This window comes from Escherichia sp. MOD1-EC6475, from assembly GCF_003046645.1.
In the GTDB taxonomy this organism is placed as follows: Bacteria; Pseudomonadota; Gammaproteobacteria; order Enterobacterales; family Enterobacteriaceae; genus Escherichia; species Escherichia ruysiae.
The window spans coordinates 81343-87542 of the sequence record NZ_PZKQ01000047.1 but is presented as its reverse complement, the minus strand read 5'-3'; the positions used below and the strand labels follow the sequence as shown (position 1 = coordinate 87542).

Below are 6200 nucleotides of genomic sequence, written 5' to 3'. Positions count from 1 at the left end.
GGTACTGCGCAGTACCCTGCCAGAGCCAGTGCCAGCGCGACTTTGGTCATCGGTCGCTTTAAATAATGTTTCATTCAACTCTCTCCTTGATTAATTTCCAGCGGCTGGCCGATCGGCCATTACGCCGATCTAGTGCTTGCTGTAAACCACACGTAATCCATATCCCTGCACGCCATCTTCTTTTTGAGCACCGAACTTCTGCACGGCCTCGTCGTTGGTGGCAGGGATGACAATATCTTCATTACTGGTATTCGATTGCGCACCGGTGTAGCCATTAACGCTGTGCCCGGTAAATTCCCACTGGTAGTCGTATTGCGCCATCTCTTCTTCCGTCAGTTTTTCCGACTGCTGGAAAACACCATCTTTATTGGCGTCACGCCATAAGACAAAACGGTAGGCGTTATCCACAGGTAAATGCTCTTTCTCATTGTCGATAAGATTGACGGGGTTAGTCGCAGATACACGGTAGATAAACGCATTAACATCATTCCCCCCCGCACCAAGGAATGTCACATCCACATAGTTGCTGTCGTCATACGGAGCAGCTTTTGCTTTCCAACGGAAAGTGCCGGGTAACGTACTGGAGAGGGTGACAGTTCCTTTCTCTTTATCTTGCTTCGCGATAAAGACACAGGGGTTATCGGTTGAGCAGGGCTTATTGGCGAGCGTGACTTTTTTGTCTTGTGCATCATAAAGTTGTGGACTCAGACCATTGTCTGGAAGCGGATCACCGTTACGATCCGTGTCATCACCAAAACTGTCAGTGATATCAAGATCCATCACCACGCCATCGACACCATCAGCCTGGGCGCTGGCTTCATGGCTGTGATTGTTTTCTTCAGGCACGTTAGCAATGTTATTGACGATCAGCTCAATTTTACGATCCTGCTGTACGGTGATTTCTACCACACCGGAGTTTTGCCGATGACCCTTTTCATCTTCCAGCGCCAGACGCACTCGCCAGGTGTTGAGCTTTTCTTGTTCGGCTTGATCAGAGCTGTATTGCCAGGCAGGCAACACCAGATTCCAGTGATTATTGTTACCCTCGGTGATGGTGTTGGCTTTCACCACAGGCATCACTAGCGTGCGGGCGGCATTGTTTTTCGCCTGCCAGGAGGCGGCGACAATTTTATAGTGATGGTTGATCAGCGCATTAATGGTCCACTTACATTTTTCCAGTCCCACCGCAGCTTCCGGGGTGTCCTTGATAACACATTCCGGATGTTCGTTAGTGGAATCAGCCTTTAGCCAGAGCGTAACGTCGAGAGGGTCTTTTTCTTTATATTCCAGAACAATAAAATTATTTCGCTCAACAAAGTCATGTCGGCTACCCATCAGCGAGTGGGCTGCTTTGACATTATCGCTATTCAGTTGATCTTTAAGTGGTACACCGAATTGATAGTTAACGGTAGCGTTAATACTAAGATCACTGTTATCTCCAGTGCCTGCTTTATATTCCGTCCCGACTGTCAATAACGGAACTGGTTGATAGTTAACTCCAAGCGTCACCGCATACGGATCTTTCTCTAAATTATCAGTGCCGAACAGCGCAACTTCGTCACCATAATATTGCTCGAAAACAACTTTGCCCCCCAACTGTGGATAAGAAGGTAGCCAGGCTTCCGCACGCACATCCCAACCACGCGCAGGTCGTTCTAAATAGAAGTCGAAATCTTTTGAGTCTTTCCAGTCAGAAAGTGGATGGTAATAGTTACCAGAAAGTTTTAAATAATCCGTCCAGGCTTCAGTCCCTAACCCTAAACGGCGATGTCCGCGAGTGAAATCATAATCGTAAAATATATTTCCACCCAGAAGCCATTTATCAAAATTATGCCTCACCCCAAAACCTATATTACCTATCGTGCGTTCCTCTTTACGTTGAGCGGATAACTGGCTGAAATAAACACTTTTTTGAGAATCGTATAAAGGAACAAAATAGTCGATTGAACTACCGTCCAGCGAGCCATCCTGACCGAGAGAAATATTTGAGCGGACTTTACCGTATGGAGAAAGTGCGCCTTCAATATAAGACTGTGCTGATGAGGTGATTTGCCCTTGCAGATAGCTTCTGGCCTGGGATTCCAGAGCTTCTGGGGTCAGGTTCTCAAACCCCTGCTGGGCGGATTCGGCGACGTAGTTGGCACCACGCTCTTTGAAGGATTTACCTTTATTATTTTGTTCTTCTTGTAAGGCAGCTTCGCTTCCCAAATCCGGTAATGAAGAGTCACTTTTCTTAACATTTATCTCTGGCTCCGCATAAGCAGCACCAGAGATAAAGATTAGCATAAAATAGCGTATCCATCGCAACATGCCTTTTCCCTGTAACGATTTTATAATCTGAAATTAGCTTCGGCATTGTATTCCAGATAGTTCAGAGATTGCACACCAGAAATGCTAAATATATTCTTAAAATTATAATAATGGGAGTTTGTTCACTCTAATTACGTGTTAGACTAATAGAAATTAACTCATAATATTTATACTGGGAATATATAAAAGAAAAACATATATTCCCGTGATATTAAGCAGTGGTAAATTCAACGCGTTTTTTAGAAATTAAACCGTGTCCATTCTGGCAGAAATAATCCACCGCGCCACAGGCTTTTAATACCTGTAACGGCTGATGACAGTCAGGGCAAAGCGCCTGGACGGTGAAATCTTTGTCACAAGTTTCACAATGGGCAGTCTCACCATTGCGTTCGAGAGGGGTTTGACAGATAGGGCAATTGAGTTCCATAAATGTTACTCCGGTATGTATCCCTCTACTTACGTAGAGGGAATTGTAGGTAAATACTTACATATGGTTACTTACTTTTTTTTATGTGCTTCATCAGACGCTTACGTTTACGCATCTGGGTCGGCGTTAGAGTGTTACGCTTGTTCGCATACGGGTTTTCCCCTTCCTTGAACTGAATACGAATCGGCGTACCCATCACGTCCAGAGATTTGCGGAAGTAATTCATCAGGTAACGTTTGTACGAGTCAGGCAGGTCTTTCACCTGGTTGCCGTGAATCACCACAATCGGCGGGTTGTAACCACCAGCGTGGGCATATTTCAGCTTCACACGACGCCCGCGAACCAGCGGCGGCTGGTGATCTTCAACAGCCATGGTCATGATACGCGTCAGCATAGATGTCCCCACGCGACGGGTAGAGCTGTCATATGCTTCACGTACCGATTCAAACAGGTTACCAACACCGCTACCGTGCAATGCAGAGATAAAATGCACACGAGCGAAGTCGATAAAGCCCAGACGGAAGTCCAGCGTCTCTTTCACCTGCTCTTTCACTTCCTGGCTCAGGCCGTCCCACTTGTTCACCACAATCACAAGTGAGCGCCCACTATTGAGAATAAAGCCAAGCAGGGAGAGATCCTGATCGGAAATACCTTCGCGTGCGTCAATCACCAACATCACCACGTTGGCATCTTCAATGGCCTGCAATGTTTTGATTACCGAGAACTTCTCTACCGCATCGGTAATTTTGCCGCGTTTACGCACGCCCGCAGTATCAATGAGCACATACTCACGTCCGTCACGTTCCATCGGAATGTAGATACTGTCACGCGTCGTGCCAGGCATGTCGTAAACCACGACGCGCTCTTCACCCAGGATACGGTTAGTGAGTGTAGACTTACCGACGTTTGGACGACCAACAATCGCCAGTTTGATCGGCAGACTTTGCGGATCGAAGTCGTCTTCTTCTTCGCCGTTCTCTTGCGCTTCAAATTGCGCCCAGTATTCAGCGTCTTCGTCGACTTCTTCTTGCGGCGCGATATCTTCCATCCACGGCAGCAGCACGTGCTCCAGCAGACTTAATACGCCACGACCATGCGAAGCGGCAATTGGGTAAATTTCACCTAAACCAAGTGAATAAAAATCAACGATTGCTTGATCCGGGTCCAGTCCATCGGTTTTGTTCGCCACCAGGAAGGTTGGCTTTTCGCGAGAACGCAGATGTTTGGCAATGGCTTCATCCGCAGGCATCAGACCCGCGCGCGCATCCACCATAAACAGCACCACATCCGCCTCTTCAATCGCCAGCAGCGACTGTTCCGCCATGCGAGTTTCTACACCGTCTTCTGTACCGTCAATCCCGCCGGTATCAATACAGATAAACTCGCGGCCTTCAATTTCCGCACGACCGTACTTACGGTCACGAGTCAGACCCGGGAAATCCGCAACCAGCGCATCTCGGGTGCGAGTTAGACGGTTAAATAACGTGGATTTTCCTACGTTAGGGCGCCCGACAAGCGCGACCACAGGTACCATGTTTAAAGCCTCATTTTTATAAATCATCAGACAACGCACGCTATTTTCGCGTCGTTGTTAAAAACAGGAAAACGGCTCCTGTCCAGGAGCCGTTTTCAAAGTGAACGACAGAGACGATTAACGTGTAATAGAGTACACGGTTCCGTCTTTTGCCTGGATCAGCAGTTTGCCATCAGCGGCAACCGGTTCAGTCTGGAAACCGGAACTATCAACTTTTTGCTGGGCAACGAAACGACCATCTTCCACATTAATCCAGTGCAGATAACCTTCGCTATCACCCACCACCAGGTTGCCATTATACAGCACCGGAGAAGTCAACAGGCGGTGCAGCAGATCGCTTTGTGTCCACAGCGTCACGCCACCATCGATGGTCAACGCCATTACCCGGTCATTTTGATCAACCAGATAGATACGGTTACCGTCAACAATGAAATCATTCACCGAACCCAGTTCGCGTTTCCACATAATCTGACCACTGCGCAAATCAAGCGCCGTCAGGTTACCATTATAGGCCAGCGCAAAAACAACACCGTTCACAACCACTGGCGTAGTATCAACATCGCTCAGACGGTCAATTTCGGTTGAACCGGTCGCCTGGGAGATACGCTGCTGCCAAATCATCTGTCCCTGCTGCATCAACACAGCACTGACGCGACCATTATCGCCACCGACGACTGCCGCACCAAATGCAGTTGCTGGCGCAGACTCACCACGCAGAGAAAGCGAAGGCATATCAAGGTTAACAGTCCATTTAACAGCGCCGTCAGCTTCGTTCAGCGCCTGCAGCTGACCGTTGCTGGTGTGAATTAACACCAGACCGTCGCTGACCACCGGGCGAGAAAGTGCTTCACCCGCTACTTTGGTTTGCCATGCCACAGTGCCATCGCTGGTGTTCAGCGCGTAAACCTGCGCTTTTTCGCTGCCAATATAGACATGACCACCTGCGACGGTCACACCGCCAGAAAGTAATGCCGGCTCTTTAGATAACCAGCCATCTTTCTCAGCCAGGCTGACAGACCAGATTTCTTTACCGTCATCCGCATTCATCGCCTTTACCAAACCAGCGCGATCGGCTGCATAGACAACGTTATCCGCCAGTGCCGGATGAAGATTAGAGTAGAAGTTACCAATGCCGCTACCAACGGAAGTGCTCCACGCCGTGGTCGGCGTAAACTGGTTTTCAACGGTCGGCAATGGGGACATCTTGACCACATCTTCTTCACTGTTAAACAGCGAACAGCCGCTTAAAAGGGTAACGGAAAGCACTCCTGGCAGCAGTAATTTACGCAATTGCATCGGGTCCCTCTCAGATGGACAAATTATTAATTTTCATCTGCATCATTTCACTCAGTGCCGGGGTCACATCGCTTTTCACGCCTGCTTCCCATGCACTACGCGCACCTTGCTTATCACCTTTGCTCAGTAATGCTTCACCACGCAAGTCGGCAACAATGGCAGCCCACCCTTCACCTTTTATGGTATCAAGGGTTTTCAGCGCAGCATCAGTCTGCTTGAGCTGCACCTGAACTCGGGCAAGACGCAGATTTATCACGGCTTTGAGATTTTCATCGCTCGTGTCCGCCAACCCTTGTTGCAATTGAGCGGCGGCTTTCTCTAGTTCATTTTTGTCAACAAATTGCTGCGCAAGTTCCAAAGAAGCCAGCGCGCCGTAAGTATTTTTATTTTCAGCAGCAAATTTTTCTGCCGCTGGGATGCTGTCCGGTTTGCCTTCGCTAACTGCGGTAACCGCATTTTGATAGGCAAGAGAAGCGGAGCGTGCGGACTCAACCTGATGGCTGTTCCAGTAGCGCCAGCCAATCAGTGCGCCAACGCCTAAAATCACCCCAACAGCCAGTGCTTTGCCATTTTCAGCAAAAAAGCGTTTAACCGCTTCAACCTGGTCGTTTTCGTTCTCGTAAATTTCCACGC

5 protein-coding genes are annotated in these 6200 nt (G+C 48.5%); all 5 read right to left on the bottom strand.

The annotated features are described in order from the left end of the window. Positions 1-129: 129 nt before the first annotated feature. Positions 130-2310, bottom strand: a complete 2181-nt coding sequence (gene sinH, locus A7589_RS15670; RefSeq protein WP_000946972.1) for an intimin-like inverse autotransporter SinH — start codon at positions 2308-2310, stop codon at positions 130-132. Positions 2311-2521: 211 nt separating this feature from the next. Beyond that, positions 2522-2737 carry a zinc ribbon domain-containing protein gene (locus A7589_RS15665; protein WP_000422356.1) on the bottom strand — a complete coding sequence of 72 codons (216 nt, stop codon included), beginning with the start codon at positions 2735-2737 and terminating at the stop codon, positions 2522-2524. Between the two features lie 67 nt (positions 2738-2804). Next, on the bottom strand, positions 2805-4271 hold the full coding sequence (gene der, locus A7589_RS15660; protein ID WP_024257348.1) for a ribosome biogenesis GTPase Der: 1467 nt from the start codon (positions 4269-4271) through the stop codon (positions 2805-2807). Between the two features lie 117 nt (positions 4272-4388). Then, the gene (bamB, locus tag A7589_RS15655) at positions 4389-5567 is read right to left on the bottom strand and encodes an outer membrane protein assembly factor BamB (protein ID WP_001177080.1); all 1179 of its coding nucleotides are present in this window, start codon (positions 5565-5567) and stop codon (positions 4389-4391) included. A gap of 10 nt (positions 5568-5577) precedes the next feature. Next, positions 5578-6198 (bottom strand): ancillary SecYEG translocon subunit YfgM, encoded by a 621-nt coding sequence (gene yfgM, locus A7589_RS15650; protein WP_000409213.1) that lies wholly within the window; start codon positions 6196-6198, stop codon positions 5578-5580. Positions 6199-6200: the final 2 nt, after the last annotated feature.

Excerpts from the sequence above, each read along its gene's own strand:
- sinH (WP_000946972.1), bottom strand. The coding sequence starts at position 2,310 with ATGTTGCGATGGATACGCTATTTTATGCTAATCTTTATCTCTGGTGCT.
- A7589_RS15665 (WP_000422356.1), bottom strand. The coding sequence starts at position 2,737 with ATGGAACTCAATTGCCCTATCTGTCAAACCCCTCTCGAACGCAATGGT.
- der (WP_024257348.1), bottom strand. The coding sequence starts at position 4,271 with ATGGTACCTGTGGTCGCGCTTGTCGGGCGCCCTAACGTAGGAAAATCC.
- bamB (WP_001177080.1), bottom strand. The coding sequence starts at position 5,567 with ATGCAATTGCGTAAATTACTGCTGCCAGGAGTGCTTTCCGTTACCCTT.